The following is a 17,419-nucleotide window of genomic DNA, read 5'->3' on the forward strand; positions in this document are numbered from 1 at the left end:
TTTTTAATTTAGAAATCAAAAAGTGAGCTTTGCGTTTTTTGATCTTCATTTGTTGATGCTTCTTTTGTCCTGATAACCTTTTTTAAAGTAAGAGCATTTTCCTCTACAGAACTGTCAAAGTCAAAGAGGCCTTTTTGCTTTGAATCGTGATTAAGAGTAGCCATATCAACGCCGAAAACACTAAGGATGCGTTCTACAGGCGGTAACATCTGTTTCTGTATGTAATAATCCACATCCAATAGGACATTGTTCTCACGGACATAGTCGGGGTCTTCTGCGCGATCTACGAACAACCCTCTTCCGGCAATTATCACAAAAGGAATTCGCTCACCAATGGCAGGTCGAACACCGGTACGCCTCTGGATATTTTCGACCACTGTCAGATGTGGCTGTTTATTCTTATAACTTGAAGGACTTTTGGAAAAATTCTTTGTAAGCACCAGATCTTCAAAAAGATCAGAATCTTTTGCTACATCAAGATTCCTCACCCTGTCCACAAGGGTCCTCACATGCTCCACAGAGCCTTCAATGTCCCCTTCCTTAAGTACGAGTTCCAACACCCTGTTAAGCATCTTGGAGGTCAGTTCACACCAATCTCGCCGTACGGTCTCCAACCCTTTTACCTTGATCGAATCGGTCCAGCCACCGTTCGCAGGCTCAAAGATCCATTGTGCATATCTTTTCTTGGCAATTAGCAAAACACGTTTTGCAGTAGCCTCAAATTCCAGCTCCATGGGGTCGGGTAAAGATGCAGTTACTATACTTGCAACTTTTTTACCAACAAGTGCTGAATCTTCAAGTGAAAAAACACCTTCCTCGAACTCCAAATCCTGATCGTTCTTACAATGTACGAACACACTGTCAGTATCCCCATAAGCGACCGAGAGCTTTACAGCCTTATCGTCGTCCTTAAGCTCATCCACCTCATCCCGAAGATAAGCTTTATTGTCCCTGAGGATGACCGTCCCAATGCGATTACATACAATATCCTGTGTCCTGGCGATGTTCCCCCTTCCAATGCTGGTCACAGAATTTGCCATCTGCAAACTGTAGAGTCTGGCGCGCGCATATCCGGAATAACCATAAAAACTGTTAAGAAGGATCTTCAAAGCAAGCTGTGTCGCATCAAGTACCTGATATTCACCTTCGTCACTTGCCTGCTTCATGAGCTTCTTTGTCTCGATCCTTTTATCAAGCAACGATTCCAGAACCGAAGGAACGATACCTTTGAACACCTCAGGTTTTACAAACTCGCCTTTTGAAGGGGACCTTATCACTTTATCTTCCGGATATTTACCAGGGGGAACCACAGTAGTATAACAAAGGTTATGCGCCATCATGATGGTTGGATAAAGGGATTTATAATCAAGTACGATCACGTTCTTATGCAATCCCTTCTCCGGTTCGAGAACCGCACCCCCTTTAAGATCTTCATTCTGCTTCCGCCTGAAAGATGAGGTCTCTTCATCAGGTTTTGTGGACATCACACGCCCCTGTTTTCCAAACTCGGTCAACAGGATATGTTCGACCATGTTGGTCTGCCCACCACTGACCGTGTCCTGAAGAAGAATTCCACTTACCCTTGAAAGAGCGATATACTTGTCCAGAAGTTTAAGGTCCAGGAGCAATTCAAGAGCAAGTTCTGAATCACGCCTTGAATAATCAATGAATTTCCGTATCTTTTCACCGGAATCGTTCCAGTGCTCTTCCATGTCAGCGGCATCGACATCAAGTTTTTCTCTGCCAAGCAATTCTTTTGAAACATTGCGTAATGTATATCTTTTCAAGCTGAACTGTTGCCTGATAAGAGGAAGAGAATCAACTACAACCCTTCCGGGAATGGGGACCATCGTACGAGTCACAACTTTGCGATAGCTAAGTGCTCTTGAATCCCTTCCAACAGCAGAATTGATATTAGAACCGGATTCGTTCAGGAGCTTTACCCTATCTGTGATGTAAGGCACATCAAAATCGTTGATGTTGTAACCTGTAATTACATCAGGATCGTAGTCCCTGAATATTTCAAAGAAGCGGTTCAAGAGATCAGATTCATCCGGTAACATCTCGACATCTTCATCAACACCTTCCACTTCTTTCATTACAAGAACAAGGGTTTTGTGCCCTTTGTAAGCCGGCTCAAAAGCGAAACTTACCATGATGACAGGTGAAACATCGGGTGTTGGCATTCCACCATCGTGTGGGAGGCATTCAATATCAAATGCCATATATTTCAAAGATGAGTTTGCAATTTTCTGGACCTCGGATATATGAGAGGTCCTTATGGTACGGTCACATATTATTTTCCCATTCGGAACAGATTCTTCCATTTGTGTGGATACCCAGTCCATCCCCTTGAAGCCCTTATCAATAAGGAATCGATTCCTGAAAAGAATGTCTGTTTCATATATAGCATTGACACCGAGCATAGATGCCACATCATCCCTGATCTCAGGCACATTGCCAGGATCATAGGTTGTTACCTTGAGCATGTGCTTTTTGGTTTCCTGATAACCTATTGGCTCAAACCTTTCAACGATCTCAAAGGTCTTTACACCCTCGAACTGCTCCTTGATCTCTTCACCAAGTTTTTGTAGGTCCCCTGAAGCACTCAAATAAAAATAAGGCTCAAACCCCGGAACAAGACAGCAAACGCTTTCCCCATCTTCAGATCTCCCAAAGATTCGGATTATCGGTTGATTATCCTCACGAAAATAGTCTGCATCCAGAATTTGAAAATTCATGGAACTACTTAATGTGGAGGGATAATATATGCTTTATCATCAAGGTAAAGAGATGGACACATATCTAAAAAAAGAAGAAATGCAAAGTGCCCGGAGCGTGACTCGAACACGCGACCTCCAGATTTCTCAGGAGATTTGGACGCACGGTTAATATTCCCTATGAGTCTGGCGCCCCAACCAACTAGGCTACCCGGGCATTGCAGCACCTACATGGATATAGTAATATTAAAGCATATCGATTGAGTGACTTATTTGTTAGGTATTAAAAAAGTAACCGGATTAAAATCCGGTCGCTTCTGCAAGATCCAATACAACTGTAGCATCATCAGTATTGCCCTTTACAAGGAAAACAAAATTCTCGTTGTTCCAGATATATTGATAACGTGGTACCTCTTCTCCACCTGCAGTAATATATTTTGTTACAAGCGTAGCATCATGTTCGTTAAAGGACACATCTGTAAATCTTTCGCCAACTGCAAGAGGAGTGAAAGTTGCCTTGAATTGGGTAATAAGTTCTTCTGCAGATGCACTGGAATCCATCTCAATTGCAATAATAAAATAATCTATTGAATCGAGATTGTAGATCCCTTCAGATGCATTTACAATACCCTCTACATCAGCATAACTTGTTTTTACAGTATCAAGATCAACTGCGTGTACACCAAGATACTCGAACCCTTCCGGGACTGTTTCCAGAATAACTCCGTCAACGCTCAGATCAGGTGTTTCAACTATAGGACCAGTTGGTTCTGCCGGATCCGTACAACCAGACACTGCCACAAGAAGCAATGCAATAAAAGGGATCATTAATAGTTTCATATTCATCTTAAAGACCTCACTGTTTAACAATGAGATTACAATAAGACTATTGGTATTTTAAATTATCGACAAGCATGTCAAAAAAAAGAAAAGATAAGAAGGATTTTCGTCCTTCTTAGATTTTAGAAAATTAGTTCCTTCTTACGAAGTATGCTACTGCAAGGAGACCTGCAATTGCGAAGACTGCTTCAAAGCCTGGAACTCCAGGATCTTCTTCATCGCCGTCATCGACTACTTCGTCGTCATCGACTACTACGTCGTCATCGACTACTTCGTCGTCATCGACTACTACGTCGTCATCGACTACTACGTCATCATCGACTACTACGTCGTCATCGACTACTACGTCATCATCGACTACTGCGCCTGCGATTGTCTTCTCAATGAATGGGTAGAACCTTACTTCGGAGTTTGCACTGTCTGCAACCTTGAAGCTCATTCCTTCTGCAATTTCCTTAGTTGAGTCTGCAGTAAGGGTGATAGATTCGGTTGAATCCATGGTGATAGCACCGGTTGGACCTGTTGTGATACCTGTCACTTCAAGCTTACCGAACTCGTCATCATCCTCGATCTCCATTGCTTCGTCAGAGATAAGCCACATACCCTCAAGGATTGCGAGGCTGTCGACCTGACCCTGGAATACTTCGTTAACATGTACTCTCATGATAACAATGTCATCTTCGCCACCAACAGTGGTGCCGTAGTCCCAGGAGCTGTTGACCATATTGCCCGTTGTATCGAACACATCATCGTCAAGGAACTTACCGTCCTTTGTAAGCTCGAGCCAGACCTTGTTACCGTCAACATCGATCTGTTTTGGTGTGATTGCAAAGCCGTCACCAAGGTCGAGTGTCTGACCGACACGCATGGTGTACTTCTCATCATCATCAAGAATAAGCTTGGAAAGGATGCTTGGATCCTGGTCGATTGGAACGTATTCTTCTGCGAAGAAACCGATCTTGTCGAAGGAATTATCAACTGGGGAGTCTGCCCATCCTTCATAGGTGTAGCTTACACTCTGAAGCTGTGAAACGTATGTAAGGTTGCCTTCAGCGATTGTTCTGTTAGTTGCACCCTCTACGATTGCGGTAAGAGTCTCTGAGGAGATGTCCTCATCGATGTCATAGTAGAAACCTGCAAAGCTTGCTGCTGTCCAGGATTCGGTTGAAATACCAGTTATACTAGCATCAGGTGTTGCGACTGTACCTCTGATCTCATAGGTACCAGGCTCGCTGATCTCTTTTGCGAAGTAGAAGCGAAGATCATTGGAGTCTGCAGTCTTGATCATGATATCTTCAGTGATCTCAATAGATGAGTCCTTGCTCAATGTGATGTCTTCAGTTGTCTTCATAACGATCTGACCGGTGCCTACTGGGCCTGCGGTAAGACTTGTTATTTCGAACTTGCCAAACTCATCGTCAGTTTCGAGTTCCATTGCTTCGTCGGAGATGAGCCACATACCCTCAATGATTGCGAGGCTGTCGACCTGACCCTGGAATACTTCGTTAACATGTACTCTCATGATAACAATGTCATCTTCGCCACCAACAGTGGTGTCGTAGTCCCAGGAGCTGTTGTCCAGGCTGTTCTCTGCGTTGAACACATCATCGTCAAGGAACTTACCGTCCTTTGTAAGCTCGAGCCAGACCTTGTTACCGTCAACATCGATCTGTTTTGGTGTGATTGCAAAGCCGTCACCAAGGTCGAGTGTCTGACCGACACGCATGGTGTACTTCTCATCATCATCAAGAATAAGCTTGGAAAGGATACTTGGGTCCTCGTCGATTGGAACGTATTCCTCTGCGAGGAAACCGATCTTGTCGAATGTGTTATCAACTGGGGAGTCTGCCCATCCTTCATAGGAGAAACTTACAGTCTGAAGATTTGAAGTGTAGATCAAATCTCCTTCTGGAATTTTGTCAGTGGTTGAAGCTGTGATAATATCGATCTTTTCGGAACCGATACCGTCATCAATGTCGTAGAAAAATGCTGCAAAATCTGTAAATGTTGTAGAATTCAATGTTACATTGGAGAGATCTCTCTCACCAGCGAGATTGCCTGCCATTACTGGACTACGAATCTCAATTGTGTCTGCTGCACTTGCTACTGAAACAAAGCTCAGTACCATTAAAGCAGCTATTGCGATTGCTATAAAGCCTTTCATTATTTTCCTCCATTATTTAATATATATAAGTTAGTGAGCTAGATCAAGATAAACGAATTATCGATTATCATTCTTTCAAGCAATTCACATAAATACGTTCATTGCCGAAAGGGTCATCATCACCCTCTGAATCCCGTCATATTGGATTACATTTGTCTAATAAGAGAATTGCCTATTAAATCTTTTGTGGTCTCATTTAAGAGATTTATAGCGAGGCATTAGTAAATATCGAAGCAAAATACGGTAAATGTCGAAGAAAAACATGCCAAATTGATATAAAAGGGCATAATATGGCCCATTTGGGTTCGTAAATTGTCGATTTATTACACATGGCCCATATAATTCCATAAATTGGGATATCATTATAAAACGATCTTCAATAAATTTATATGCACATCATGTATACTATAAATAAGCAGAAAACCCTATTTAGCATCATATATGTGTTATTTACCCATAATAATATAAAATATGCATTTGGTATACCAACTTTAAAACGACATGTACATTATATAAAGCGAGGAGTGAAAAGATAAATGTTCGAAGGTTCAGATTCTGAAAAGATCTCAATGGAAGACGAAATAAATAGGGTCAAAACCGGAATTCCCGGATTTGATGAACTATGTGGAGGCGGGATAATTCGTGACCGCTCATACCTTGTATCAGGCACCTCCGGAGCTGGAAAAACTAACTTTTCAGTACAATATATATATAACGGCATAACAAAATACGGAGAGAATGGTATAATCGTTGCAACTGAAGAAAGACCTGAACAAATACGCGAGAACGTAATGAAATTCGACTGGGACCTTCAAGCTCTCGAAGACGAGGGGAAACTTGTCATCATCGATGCATGTTCTACTAAGATCGGAATTCCATCCCAAGAAAAATATGTCGATGTCAGACCATTCGACACCCGTTCAATGATGGACCAGATCATCGCAACGCAGGAAGAGATCAATGCTAAAAGAGCACTCATCGATTCCACGACCTCCATCAGCTTCTACCTTCAGGATCCCGCAAAGATACGAGTGGAATTACTAAAACTTAGCACAACGTTGGAAGTAATAGGACTTACCTCACTAATGACATGTGAGATAGTCGATGAAAGGAGCCCAGCAAGGTTCGGTATAGAAACATTCGTAACAGACGGTACCTTTGTACTTCATTACGCAATGCATAATAATGTTCGCACACGCACTATGGAAATATTCAAGATGCGTGGTTCAGATCACAGTAAGAAACTCCACCCATACGACATCACTTCAGAAGGTTTTGTAATACACCCACACGAAGAAGTATACACATCATTCTGAACACTCCGAAAAATAACAATGATGGCATCCCTATCCTGGGATGTCGCTGCTCTTTTTAAAAGAATAGTCAGTACAAATCTTCGTTGCCACATTCAACACATTTATACCGACAAGTTCAAGCTAATAAATATCCTGCATTTTATGGTCGGGACATCTCCAATGGTTCAGCCCACCCCCGCATATCGGACACCTGTAGACAACAAATTCATTATAATGTTATTCAAGTATCTATTTTGAAATAATTTCATTGGAATTGCCGATCAACTGGTAAAATCTTCTTGACCAATTCTGCTAAAACCATGGTCAAAAAAGCAGCAGATATTGGAATGAACCAATCCATCAAGCTCAAAGGCACAAGGTCGAACAACTGCCCAAGGGGTCTTACATACATTACAACCATGGTCAACAAAAACGTACTTGCCACTCCCAGAAGCATGAGTTTGTTAGTAAAGACACCCACACTCAAAAAAGAAGATGTCAGTGACCTGAAAACGAACGGGATAAAAAGGATCATACTGACTATCGTTGCAAACGTCAGCGTACGAGCTTTTTCAAGATCATTGACCGGATCAGAAAGTAAGAACACAAGGAAACAAACAACCCCCATAAGAGCAGCTATACTGACCACTAGCGTCAGGTTCCTCCTATTGAGAATATTCTCCCCGGGCTTTCTAGGAGCCTCATACATCACCTCATTTCGAACCGGATCGAGGCCAAGTGCTATTGCCGGCATAACCTCATCAAACATATTAATGAACAGGATCTGCAATGCGAGAAGTGGAACAAGGTCGAATCCCAGCAGTGTAATCCCCAGCATAATGAGAATTATCTCAGTAAAATTTCTCGAAACAAGATATGTCGTAAATTTTTCAATATTCTCATAGATAGTACGACCGCGTTTCACAGCCTCCACAATGGTCCCAAAATTATCATCCTGCAAAATCATAAGACTGGACTCTTTAGCAACATCCGTACCTTTTATACCCATGGAAATACCGATATCTGCCCTCTTAAGCGCAGGAGCATCATTAACGCCATCTCCCGTCATAGCAACAACATGCCCCCTATTCTGCAATGCCTTCACTATCCTCAACTTCTGTTCAGGCATGACCCTTGCATAAACGCTGATGCCCTCGACAAGTCGGTCAAACTCTCCATCATCAAGGGACAGAAGTTCACTTCCGGTAATTGAACCATCTTTGATAATACCACGAAGCTTTTCATCCATCCCATCCAGAGAACCATGATAATCAGCCACCAGCCCGATCTTTTTCCCTATGGCTTTAGCCGTCTCCTCATTATCGCCTGTGATCATCACGACCCTGATACCTGCCCGCTTACACAGATCTATCGAGTCCTTAGCCTCTTTCCTCACAGGATCGATCATTGCCACAAGACCCAGGAAAATAAGGTCCTTCTCAGAATCCTCAACTGCCATACCATCCGATAATTTGCGATAAGAAACACCAAGCACACGATAAGCAGACCCGGCAAGCCCATTATTCTCATCAAGTATCCCTTTGATATCCGCGGCACTCAGATCGTGAACACCATCATCCCTCTCTATCGAAACACATCTGTCAAGAACAAATTCAGGAGCCCCTTTGCAAAATGCCAACCTGCCCCCGGGGGTTTCATGGACCGTTGTCATGAGCTTTCTTTCAGAAGTGAACATGATCTCATGTACCTTCTCATATTCCACCTCAAGATCATCTTTCCACAATCCTGCTTTCGCTGCAGCGACAATAAGTGATACTTCGGTAGGATCGCCTGAAACTTCCCATACCCCATGCCTTTGGACCAATGAAGCATTGTTACATAAGGATATACCTTTGAGCAAAGTCCCAAGCGCCTTGTTCTCACTAACATCTGCTTCCACATCATCTTTTAAAAGAACCCCTTCGGGCTCGTACCCGATACCAGTCACATCAAAGAACTGCCCGTTGACAAATAATTTTTCCACCGTCATCTCGTTCTTCGTCAGTGTTCCGGTCTTGTCAGTACATATAACAGTAGTTGAACCCAGAGTCTCAACCCCCAGCATCCTCCTGACAATGGCATTATGTTTTGCCATATGATGCATGCCATAGGCAAGCGTTATGGTCATAGTAAGAGGCAGCCCTTCAGGAACAGCAGCCACTGCCAGTGCAAGAGCAATGATAAGCATCTCCTCAAGCGGTGCACCTGTAGCATAACCCAGAACAAAAGTGAGACCAGAAGCAACAAGGGCAATGATGGCTAAATGCTTTGAAAGCTCGTTGATCTTTTGCTGGAGAGGGGTCATAACCTCATCTTCCTGTATCATGGAAGCAATGCCACCCAGCTGGGTCTGCATACCAGTGGCTGTTACAACTGCTTTGCACTTGCCGTGTACTATCTGAGTACCCGAAAAAATAAGACCCCCGATACCTTTTTCAATCGAAAAACTCTCACCGGTTATTGCGGATTCATCAACTTTTAACCCCATTATCTCAAAAACAAAAGCATCCGCTGCGACCTTATCGCCGGTCTCCATAACAAGAACATCCCCCACAACGATATCACGGGAAGGAACCTCTGCCACAGTACCATCCCTGACAACATGCGTTGTGGATTGCACCATCCTCTTAAGCGCTTCCATGGCCTTTTCAGCCTTATATTCCTGAACGAAACCAAGAACAATAACAAAAGCAACTAAAAAGATGATCACACCAAAGTTCACAACCTCATCTATCATAAGAGAGATCGCAGCCGCTGCCAAAAGTACCCAGACGATAAAATTAGTGAACTGCCTTAACAGTACTTTTGCTGGTGTGATCCTCGCTTTTTCCTGAAGCTCATTAAAACCTGATAACTGTAGTCTTTTTTTCACATCGGTCTCAGAAAGACCTGATCTGGAACTACCCACTTCAGCAAAAACAGACTCTATATCAGTATTTTCAGATCCCAATGAAACACACACTCCAAATTAAATATGTTACAATAGTATTTCTTGATTTGCCATCAGTTTCAAAGTGAATTCACTGCATAACATCAATATCCATTTCGCTAAAGCTAAATAACTGTAAAGACAATTTTCATTAACTATTAAGGGAACATCGTACAGTTGAGGAGGAAGCACTATGGCATGTGACCCAGAGATAAAAGAAAGAATCAGCGAATACCTAAAAAAACACCCATTCCTGAACCTTGCAACCATCAGCCCGGAAGGAAATCCAATGGTCCACAGCATGGGTTTTGCATCATCCGGCCCAATCGTTTATTTCGGAACAGGAAATACCACAAGGAAATTCCGTAATATCGAACAGAACCCAAACGTCGCATTCACAGTCGATGAAGACGGACCTGATGTAATGAACATCACAGGTATTCAAATGGAAGGCAAAGCATCATTTGTAACAGATGAAGCAGAATTAGGTCAGATATTCCAGTTAATGGTAGAAAAATTCCCATTTATGGCCGAACTTCCCAATAATCCAGATAATGTCATGATCAAAGTAGAGCCAACAAAAGCTTTCTTCCTTGACTATGCCGTTGAGTTTGGATTCAGGTACGAAGTCGATTACTGACTTCGCACTCAATCTTTTTTTGACCAGATCATAGACATATCGGAAATGTCTGATCAGCAACCACTTCCCTTGCGTTCTGTTATATCCTGGATAACTCCCTGATAATCGGTCACTTTCCCCTCATCATTCCGCTGTATGAAAGTTTGCTCTTCCACCCACCTTATGTCTCCTGAACGGGTCAATATACGATATTCCTTTACGAACATCTTCCCACCTTCATTACATATATCCGAAAGTTCAAGCTGAACCTCCGGCAGGTCATCAGCATGGATAATGTTCCCATAAAGAATATCGCCCGAAAGGAAATCATCCACATCATATCCAAAATGGGTGATATTATCCGACACGAACTCCACCGGCCATAGCTCCTTTTCATCATCCTCACCTGCCTTCCAAAGAAAAGCAACCACAGGACTATGATTCACGATAGTCTCAAGTGCCTGTTTCCTTGAAAGGAGATCATTTTGCTTTACCAAAGCCTCATCCAATGCGATCTCACTCACCTTTTGTTTTGTGATATCCTGCACAATTCCCTGGAAATGTGTTACATTGCCGTTCACATCTCTTTTGATAAAGGTCTTCTCATTGACCCACAGCAGCTCTCCTGCCTTTGTCAATAAACGATACTCCTGGGTGTAATCATCATAACCCTCCTCGGACCTCTGATCAAGCTCGTCTTTAACAGTATTATAATCATCCTGGTGGATCAGATCACCATAGATAATTCTTCCAAGCACAAAATCCTCTGCGCTATAACCAAGTCTTGAAACATTGGGAGAAGCATAATCAGCAGGCCAGAACTCGTCCGCCCTCCAAAGGAAGACCATCGTAGAACTATTGTTGATGATATCCTCAAGGTCCTTCTGTTTCTTCAATGCTTTCTCACACAGCATTTCATTGTTCTTCTGGTCAGTGATATCAAAAATAGTACCCTGATAATGGGTCACAATACCATTCTCATCCCGCTGAAGATATGTCCTTTCATCGACCCAGCGGATATCACCTGATTCCAGAACGATACGATATTCCTGATCAAAGAAGCTCTTACCTTCCACACGACTTTTTTCGAGAGACCTTTCAACCTGTTCCAGATCTTCCCCATAGACAATATCAGCATAAAGAAGCCTTCCTGAAATGAAATCCTCCACAGTGTAACCTAACTGTGTCACGTTTGCAGAAACATATTCTACTGGCCATTTCTCCTCAGGAGTGTTATCTGCAGTCCATAAAAAAGCAATAACAGGACTATGATCGATTATTCTTTCAAGTATTTCTTTCCTGTCAAGAACTTTTTCCAACGGACTTTTTTCCGATCTGTTGCCAGTTTCTTTTGATATGTTTGATCCCATACATAGACCCCATTTTAATGTTCAACTTCTTTAATAACGTATTAGACGGATGAGTTTAAGTATTGTTCGAATTTGCCCTGTTTTTGAACTGTATAGCCTTCTTAAGGAGTAACGGCGAAACGAAAATTGAGACTGCCACCATCAAGACAATTGCTGAGAACACTTCATCCCCTATTATCCCCATCTCTTTTCCAATAGAGATCAATACAAGTTCCACCCCTGCCCTCGGCATAACCCCAACCCCGAATATAAGACTGTCATAATTATCAAAACCTATCAAGCGACATCCCAGGAAGCCACCTAGCAGTTTTCCTAAAAGAGCAAGTACAACAACAAGTACTGAGAAGAGACCTATTGTTTGTAAGGTACCAATATTAAGGGATATTCCAATAAATGCAAAGAAAATGGGAACAAAAAAACCATAAGCAAGCCCTGTAACCTTACTTTGCACGTGCTCGATCTTCGCATGGGAAACATCTGAGAGCATTACACCTCCAATGAATGCACCTATCACAGCATGAAGACCGAAAACTTCTGCAAGATACGCAGAGAAAAGTGCGATCACTATCACAAAAGCAAAAATCGATTCTTTGACATGCATCTTATGGATCTGATCGAAGAGCCTGGAAAAGACCCATTTTCTTAAGAAGAACATGATCGCCACAAAGGCAACCATCTTCAACAATATTATTAGAACCTGAACCCCGGAAGGGAATTGTTCATAGGTTGCCATGGTCACTACAATGGAAAGAAGAAAGATCCCTATGATATCATCAAATATAGCTGATGTCAGCATCATGGAACCTGGTTTGCTCGAAAGGTAATCCATATCAATGAGAATCCTGACGACAACACCAATACTTGTCGGACTAAAAGCAACTCCTATAAAGATGCTTTCAAGGACACTTAAATGAAAATACACACCAATTGCCACTCCAAAAGAGAAAGCGACAAGAATCTGAACTAATGTAACAACAGAAGCTTTCGCAGAGGACTCTTTCAGATCACGAATATGGACTTCCTTGTAACCTGCTGTGAACAAAAGGAAGATAGCACCCATTTCAGCCAGGAACTTCAGTATTTCTGATTCCTGATGTATCAAAAGTATCCCGAGAACCATACCGGAAAGCAGTTCCCCAAGAATTGAAGGAAAACCTGCCCTTTCAAAGATTTCGCCGAAAAGCTTAGCCAGTAGAAGTATGAGCAAAATATGAAGAAGGATCTCCATTCAATATGAGCCCCTTAATTTATACACTTCCTTTATAATATCGGGTTTACAGATCATCCCAACAAGTATTCCATCTTCAACGATACAAAAACGATCGATCTTATGCTTGAGTATCATATCCGCTGTATCACAAAGAGTTTCATTCGGAGATATTGAGACCGGGTGGGGGATCATAATGGTTTTTGCAGTATCACCCTGAAAAACAACTGCATTCAAATGAGTGTGCTCTATTTGGGGAGCCCTGTGTACAAGAAGGATCTTCAATATAATATTCTGATCAATTGTTCCCACAAGAACATTATCTTCATTTACGACCGGATATGTGTGAAAATGATATTTGTCAAAAGTATCAAGGACCTGGTCAATGCTATCATTTTCTGAAATTGTTACAAGGTCCTTTGTCATAAAATCTTTTATTAACATCTCACTACACATTTCTGCAAATGACCGCTCACTCCGAATATGATCTTCATCCCCATCATGGTCAACCACAGCTTAAAGCCCCCTTCAAAGCTATTTTTGTAAAAAGAATATTACAATAAAAAGAAGGTATCTCATCTTACAAATATGGAACACATTAAAAAAGGAAGAAGAACACAAATTATTGAAAAAAGAGAGAAAAGTTAAAAATAAAGGAGGATTAGACCCCCAGCTCTTCCCTTTCAAAATTTACAAGAGATAACTGTATAGCTATCCCACTGTTTTCTGCATATTCGTCGATACGTTTGACAGCATGATCGATCATCCCGCCCGAGGTCAATATCATAGATCTCTTACCACAAAGTGCCATAAGGATGGACTTATCGATAACACCTGATGTTATTTGAAGATCGATAAGCTGTTTATCCGCAAGGCTCTTGCTCTTCTTGCCCATGGCTCCAATAGTATCGATATCCTCTTCCGCCAGTATCCTCTTGAAAGGACCCGCATCATATTTGTCCATATCATAGATGAATATTCCACCGGACTTGATACCATGCCGTGTCATTTCCGCAATTGCATGCCCTTCCGGATGGATGTGAAGCACCTTTGCATTGACTGCTTCATAGGGGCTGTTGATAGCATATTCACCATGTAATATGCCAAGGTTCACAACATCGCCTTCCTTGACATCAGGAGAGACTTCTATCCACATAAGTTCAGGTGGTTTAAGGGAATGGACAAGTTCAGGAACACTCTTAGGAAACTTGTTACGCGTTGCAAGGTTCCGTCTCTCAAGTTCATTGTATATTTCAAGCGTACGAGGTTGTCTTAAATTAGATTTCTTTAAAAGCTCCATGTCTTTGAAAACATCTTCAGGAGCACCTTCACCGATAATATTACCCTCGTTCATGAAATAAACATAATCTGCCCAACTGTATGCAAGTTCCACATCATGAGTGGAAATTATCATAGTGGTGTTGTTTTGATTCAACTCATTCAACAGATCAAGGATCTCATCCGCACCCACAGGATCGAGGTTTGCAAGAGGTTCATCAAGGATCATTACCTCAGGTTCCATTGAACAAACACCTGCAATTGCCACTCTCTTTTTCTGTCCACCACTTAAATGATGAGGAGGCTTGTTCCTGAATTCGGTTATTCCTATGTATTCAAGGGTTTTTTCCACAAGTTCATCAACTTCTTCTTTTGAATGACCCAGATTGGTAGGTCCAAAACCTACATCCTGGTAGACTGTGGGAGCAAATATCTGGTCATCTGAGTTCTGGAAAACGATGCCAACACTTTTGCGTATCTCACGCAGGGATTTGGAATCATATTCCATGGGTTTCCCATGAAAGTGAACAGTTCCCTCTTTTGGCTTAAGGGTTCCATTGAGCAGCATGAAAAGGGTTGATTTGCCAGAACCGTTCTTCCCGACAAAGGCTATTTTCTTACCTTTTTTGATCTTTACATCAATACCTTTTAAAGCCTGTGTTCCATCGTGGTAGGAATACTTCAAGCCTTTAGTTTCCAATATCATATTATTAACCTCAACAGACCTTAAAATATAGAATTAATTCTTGTTAAATACCACAATACCAATACCACAGCAAAATAGGTGCAGGTCAAGACGAGCTCATTAGCTCTGATCGGTCTTTTTTCCTCAAAGAAAATAAGTTTGCCATCATAACATCGGGCACTCATGGAAATAAATATCTTTTCTCCCTGTTCCCACGACCTTATGAAAAGTGTTGTAGAGAGCATTGCAAGTGAATTAAGGGCTGTTCGCCAGTCCTTGTAACCCAGCCTGACAGTCTGTGCATACTTGATACCCCATGCAACTTCAAGGAAGACAAAGATGTAACGGTACATCATCATGGATATTTCAATAAAAGAATCCGGCAATTTTGTAGCTTTAAGAACTGAGAATAGTTCCACCATCGGTGTGGTCAGTGCAAGGAAGAACAGACAGGACATACCGCTAAGTGTTCTCGAGAACACTAACAATGCCATATCAAGACCGCCTGTGTTCACTCCCAGATGGTAATTAAAAATATTAAAGCCAAATATCTCAGTACCTGAACCAAAGAAGAAAGCTATGATAATAACACTTAATAATACGAAAACAGCAGGTGCAGACAAGATTGTCAGATAAAATTTAAGCGAGGTCTTCCCAAAATAAACCGTTGTGAAGCTCATGCACAATGCTATAGCAAAAGGTGGAATGAAAGACTGTGAGGAAACTCCTACAAGAACACCAAACCCAACAATGGCTATCTTAAGCCAGTTGTTACGATACCTTAAAGGACTCACAAGTGCATAATCATCAAGAATATTTGTCATATTATGTTCACGCCGTTACATTAGTTTCATGGTTTTCTTCATAGAACAAAGAACTAAAATAAAAAAGAATCCCCAAGAAAAAACGAAGGAGGGAGAAAGAACAGTCTTAATTAGACTGTCCTTTACCTTTATAGTAACCGAAGAAATATCCAAGAACCACTGCACCCATAGCTGCCTGAAGTCCAAAGAGCAGGCTTTCAGTCTCTCCACCAGGTGGCTCAAATTTAATAGAGTTTATCCATGAGTCTTCTGTCCATGGCTGGTAATCGCTGTCAATTTCTGTAATTACATCTCCAGCCTGACCATCAGCACCGCCAAACTCGGAATCCGGGTTTGCTGCTATTCCATACATGAATGATGCCATGAACAGTACTACTATTACTCCAAATATAACTTCACCTTTCACTGACCTGCCCCCTTGATCTTATTAAGAACTGATTCTGTGATAACTTTAAGCTCTAGAAGAGAATCGCTCTTGACCTGTATGATATACTTGAAGATAAGAGCGGTCAATGCACCTTCCATGATAGCCAGAGGAACCTGGGTTGTAGCGAACACAAGCAAGAATGCTTTAAGTGAAGCAGCCACTCCACCAACTTCTGCCGGGAATGCCAGCGCAAGTTGTGTGGCTGTCACAACATATGTTGCCCAGTCTGCAAATGCTGTGGCAAGGAAAACAACAACATAGAAATTGATGTTAGCTTTCATGCCTGCTTTATAGATGACATATGCAAAAACAGGACCAATGATACCCATTGATGCGACGTTTGCACCAAGTGTCGTAAGACCACCGTGAGCCAGGAAAATTGCCTGATATAACAAAACGATCAAACTCAGGACCGCTGCAATAGCAGGGCCAAAAAGAATAGCTGCCATGCCGGTACCTGTCGGATGGGATGAACTGCCCGTAACAGATGGCATCTTCAAAGATGAAAGTACGAATATGAATGCTCCCGCTACTGCCAATAATGGTAATAGCTCGCGCTTTTCAGATACAAGCTTATTAAGCCTGTACATACCGAAGAATATTACCGGAATAGAGAACACAAACCAAAGTTGCCACCATGGTGATGGCAAGAATCCCTCGAATATATGCATGATGGTTACTCCTTTTCTAACTTAAAATAACTTAAATCAAGGTAACTTGAATTAAGACATATGTAAGAAGGATGGCTTATATAAATAACTTTAGATGATAAGTAGTACCCATTTGGATAACGACTCCTGTATTCTTACCAAATATAAAATGCTCATCTCACAACAACCACACAATGCAGCACTGACATCGCTTTTGGCAGCTCATCTATAGTGCCCCTTGCAATGCGCTCTTCAGGATAACCAAAGTTCTCGCACACATAGAGCCTGGCATCAACACCCATCACTTTAAGCACTTTGGCTATTTCCGCCACACCAAAATTAAAATAACTTAAATCAAGGCAACTTGAATTAAGACATATGTAAGCAGGAAGGATTGTATAAATAACTTTA

Annotated in this window: 14 protein-coding genes and 1 tRNA gene; 2 read left to right on the plus strand and 13 right to left on the minus strand. The window is 41.9% G+C overall.

Annotated elements, in window-relative coordinates; all coding sequences use genetic code 11:
- Positions 1–8: 8 nt before the first annotated feature.
- From MBUR_RS08700 to MBUR_RS08715, 4 genes are all read right to left on the minus strand, one after another.
- Positions 9–2,741, minus strand: a complete 2,733-nt coding sequence (locus MBUR_RS08700) for a DNA-directed DNA polymerase (protein ID WP_011499725.1) — start codon at positions 2,739–2,741, stop codon at positions 9–11.
- A gap of 87 nt (positions 2,742–2,828) precedes the next feature.
- Positions 2,829–2,937: transfer RNA gene (locus MBUR_RS08705), tRNA-Met, on the minus strand.
- An 83-nt stretch (positions 2,938–3,020) separates the two neighbouring features.
- Positions 3,021–3,566 (minus strand): hypothetical protein, encoded by a 546-nt coding sequence (locus tag MBUR_RS08710; protein WP_011499726.1) that lies wholly within the window; start codon positions 3,564–3,566, stop codon positions 3,021–3,023.
- Between the two features lie 124 nt (positions 3,567–3,690).
- On the minus strand, positions 3,691–5,724 hold the full coding sequence (locus tag MBUR_RS08715; protein ID WP_011499727.1) for an S-layer protein domain-containing protein: 2,034 nt from the start codon (positions 5,722–5,724) through the stop codon (positions 3,691–3,693).
- Positions 5,725–6,260: 536 nt separating this feature from the next.
- Between MBUR_RS08715 and MBUR_RS08720 the strand changes: the two genes are divergently transcribed.
- Positions 6,261–7,040 (plus strand): ATPase domain-containing protein, encoded by a 780-nt coding sequence (locus tag MBUR_RS08720; protein WP_011499728.1) that lies wholly within the window; start codon positions 6,261–6,263, stop codon positions 7,038–7,040.
- A 244-nt stretch (positions 7,041–7,284) separates the two neighbouring features.
- Here the strand turns inward: MBUR_RS08720 and MBUR_RS08725 are convergent, their stop codons facing one another.
- Complete coding sequence (locus tag MBUR_RS08725) at positions 7,285–9,969, minus strand: cation-translocating P-type ATPase (RefSeq protein ID WP_011499729.1); 2,685 nt, start codon at positions 9,967–9,969, stop codon at positions 7,285–7,287.
- A 172-nt stretch (positions 9,970–10,141) separates the two neighbouring features.
- On the opposite strand from MBUR_RS08725, the gene MBUR_RS08730 reads away from it, so the two are divergent.
- Entirely contained in the window at positions 10,142–10,588 is a 447-nt protein-coding gene (locus tag MBUR_RS08730) for a pyridoxamine 5'-phosphate oxidase family protein (RefSeq protein ID WP_011499730.1), read from the plus strand.
- Positions 10,589–10,641: 53 nt separating this feature from the next.
- Here the strand turns inward: MBUR_RS08730 and MBUR_RS13525 are convergent, their stop codons facing one another.
- From MBUR_RS13525 to MBUR_RS13870, 8 genes are all read right to left on the minus strand, one after another.
- A complete protein-coding gene (locus tag MBUR_RS13525) occupies positions 10,642–11,937 on the minus strand; it encodes a PAS domain-containing protein (RefSeq protein ID WP_011499731.1) in 1,296 nt (431 codons plus the stop codon).
- Between the two features lie 55 nt (positions 11,938–11,992).
- Positions 11,993–13,165 carry a cation:proton antiporter gene (locus MBUR_RS08740; RefSeq protein WP_011499732.1) on the minus strand — a complete coding sequence of 391 codons (1,173 nt, stop codon included), beginning with the start codon at positions 13,163–13,165 and terminating at the stop codon, positions 11,993–11,995.
- The gene (locus tag MBUR_RS08745; RefSeq protein ID WP_011499733.1) at positions 13,166–13,657 is read right to left on the minus strand and encodes a CBS domain-containing protein; all 492 of its coding nucleotides are present in this window, start codon (positions 13,655–13,657) and stop codon (positions 13,166–13,168) included.
- A gap of 148 nt (positions 13,658–13,805) precedes the next feature.
- Positions 13,806–15,128 carry an energy-coupling factor ABC transporter ATP-binding protein gene (locus MBUR_RS08750; RefSeq protein WP_011499734.1) on the minus strand — a complete coding sequence of 441 codons (1,323 nt, stop codon included), beginning with the start codon at positions 15,126–15,128 and terminating at the stop codon, positions 13,806–13,808.
- A 20-nt stretch (positions 15,129–15,148) separates the two neighbouring features.
- The gene (cbiQ, locus tag MBUR_RS08755) at positions 15,149–15,931 is read right to left on the minus strand and encodes a cobalt ECF transporter T component CbiQ (RefSeq protein ID WP_011499735.1); all 783 of its coding nucleotides are present in this window, start codon (positions 15,929–15,931) and stop codon (positions 15,149–15,151) included.
- 106 nt (positions 15,932–16,037) lie between these two features.
- A complete protein-coding gene (locus MBUR_RS08760) occupies positions 16,038–16,337 on the minus strand; it encodes an energy-coupling factor ABC transporter substrate-binding protein (RefSeq protein WP_011499736.1) in 300 nt (99 codons plus the stop codon).
- Positions 16,334–17,029, minus strand: coding sequence for an energy-coupling factor ABC transporter permease (locus tag MBUR_RS08765; protein ID WP_011499737.1), 696 nt, complete (start codon positions 17,027–17,029; stop codon positions 16,334–16,336). The genes MBUR_RS08760 and MBUR_RS08765 overlap by 4 nt, the downstream gene beginning before the upstream one ends.
- 152 nt (positions 17,030–17,181) lie before the next feature.
- Complete coding sequence (locus tag MBUR_RS13870) at positions 17,182–17,340, minus strand: hypothetical protein (RefSeq protein ID WP_157196690.1); 159 nt, start codon at positions 17,338–17,340, stop codon at positions 17,182–17,184.
- Between the last annotated feature and the right edge of the window lie 79 nt (positions 17,341–17,419).

The organism is Methanococcoides burtonii DSM 6242, assembly GCF_000013725.1.
Taxonomy (GTDB): Archaea; Halobacteriota; Methanosarcinia; order Methanosarcinales; family Methanosarcinaceae; genus Methanococcoides; species Methanococcoides burtonii.

What these genes read in the sequence shown, in the direction of transcription:
- MBUR_RS08720 (WP_011499728.1), top strand. Translation starts at nt 6,261, where the DNA reads ATGTTCGAAGGTTCAGATTCTGAAAAGATCTCAATGGAAGACGAAATA.
- MBUR_RS08750 (WP_011499734.1), bottom strand. Translation starts at nt 15,128, where the DNA reads ATGATATTGGAAACTAAAGGCTTGAAGTATTCCTACCACGATGGAACA.
- MBUR_RS08765 (WP_011499737.1), bottom strand. Translation starts at nt 17,029, where the DNA reads ATGCATATATTCGAGGGATTCTTGCCATCACCATGGTGGCAACTTTGG.
- MBUR_RS13525 (WP_011499731.1), bottom strand. Translation starts at nt 11,937, where the DNA reads ATGGGATCAAACATATCAAAAGAAACTGGCAACAGATCGGAAAAAAGT.
- cbiQ (WP_011499735.1), bottom strand. Translation starts at nt 15,931, where the DNA reads ATGACAAATATTCTTGATGATTATGCACTTGTGAGTCCTTTAAGGTAT.
- MBUR_RS08700 (WP_011499725.1), bottom strand. Translation starts at nt 2,741, where the DNA reads ATGAATTTTCAAATTCTGGATGCAGACTATTTTCGTGAGGATAATCAA.
- MBUR_RS08730 (WP_011499730.1), top strand. Translation starts at nt 10,142, where the DNA reads ATGGCATGTGACCCAGAGATAAAAGAAAGAATCAGCGAATACCTAAAA.
- MBUR_RS08715 (WP_011499727.1), bottom strand. Translation starts at nt 5,724, where the DNA reads ATGAAAGGCTTTATAGCAATCGCAATAGCTGCTTTAATGGTACTGAGC.
- MBUR_RS08710 (WP_011499726.1), bottom strand. Translation starts at nt 3,566, where the DNA reads ATGAATATGAAACTATTAATGATCCCTTTTATTGCATTGCTTCTTGTG.
- MBUR_RS08740 (WP_011499732.1), bottom strand. Translation starts at nt 13,165, where the DNA reads ATGGAGATCCTTCTTCATATTTTGCTCATACTTCTACTGGCTAAGCTT.